Below are 588 nucleotides of genomic sequence, written 5' to 3'. Positions count from 1 at the left end.
TTTAGGAAATTTTGGCCAATTTTAACTTTTTAATTTAGAGCTCCATTTTGCGAGCTGCTTTAGGCGTTGTTTGTGCTTGTAATTGGTAGTCAAAAAGTATTTGGTTGATGGCCACTTTATCCAATGAATTATGCCCCTTGTACCTTCATTATTTATCCGGAGCCACCGGATGCCCATTTCGAAGCCAAAACAGTGTGCTATAGCACACGGGTTCTCTGGCAAAATCATCCAAAAGGGATTTTCCACCATATTCCCCACATATTTCGACCATGATTTACCACACTAATTCCTACCGATCGGGAGTAAAAAATCTCCGCCATGCATTCGCCGCAAGGCGCAGATTCCTCGTGCAATAATATATCACGAGCACGATTCCCGAGGCATGGGAAATTTGATCATGGAGAAGTGGGGGTACCCTATTTTGACTGGAAATGTCCCAACGGACAAAACCCACTGCTTCGCCGTGGAATCGGCCATCCCACGGTCATCCGGGCCATTTTGGCCTTCAAGATGGCGTTTTTGCCATTTTAGGAAATTTTGGCTCATTGGTAACTTTTTAATTGAGAGCTCCATTTTTCGAGCTGCTTT

The 588-nt window shown here is 44.0% G+C and carries 1 protein-coding gene; it reads right to left on the bottom strand.

What is annotated here, in order from left to right; all coding sequences use genetic code 11:
* Nucleotides 1-360 precede the first annotated feature (360 nt).
* Nucleotides 361-588: hypothetical protein (locus I6F42_RS20270; protein WP_231616416.1), on the bottom strand; the 228-nt coding region annotated here is incomplete at its 5' end.

Source organism: Pseudoalteromonas sp. SWYJZ12 (assembly GCF_015864395.1).
GTDB lineage: Bacteria > Pseudomonadota > Gammaproteobacteria > Enterobacterales > Alteromonadaceae > Pseudoalteromonas > Pseudoalteromonas arctica.
The sequence above is the reverse complement of the archived record's forward strand: the minus strand, read 5'-3'. Positions and strand labels throughout refer to the sequence as shown.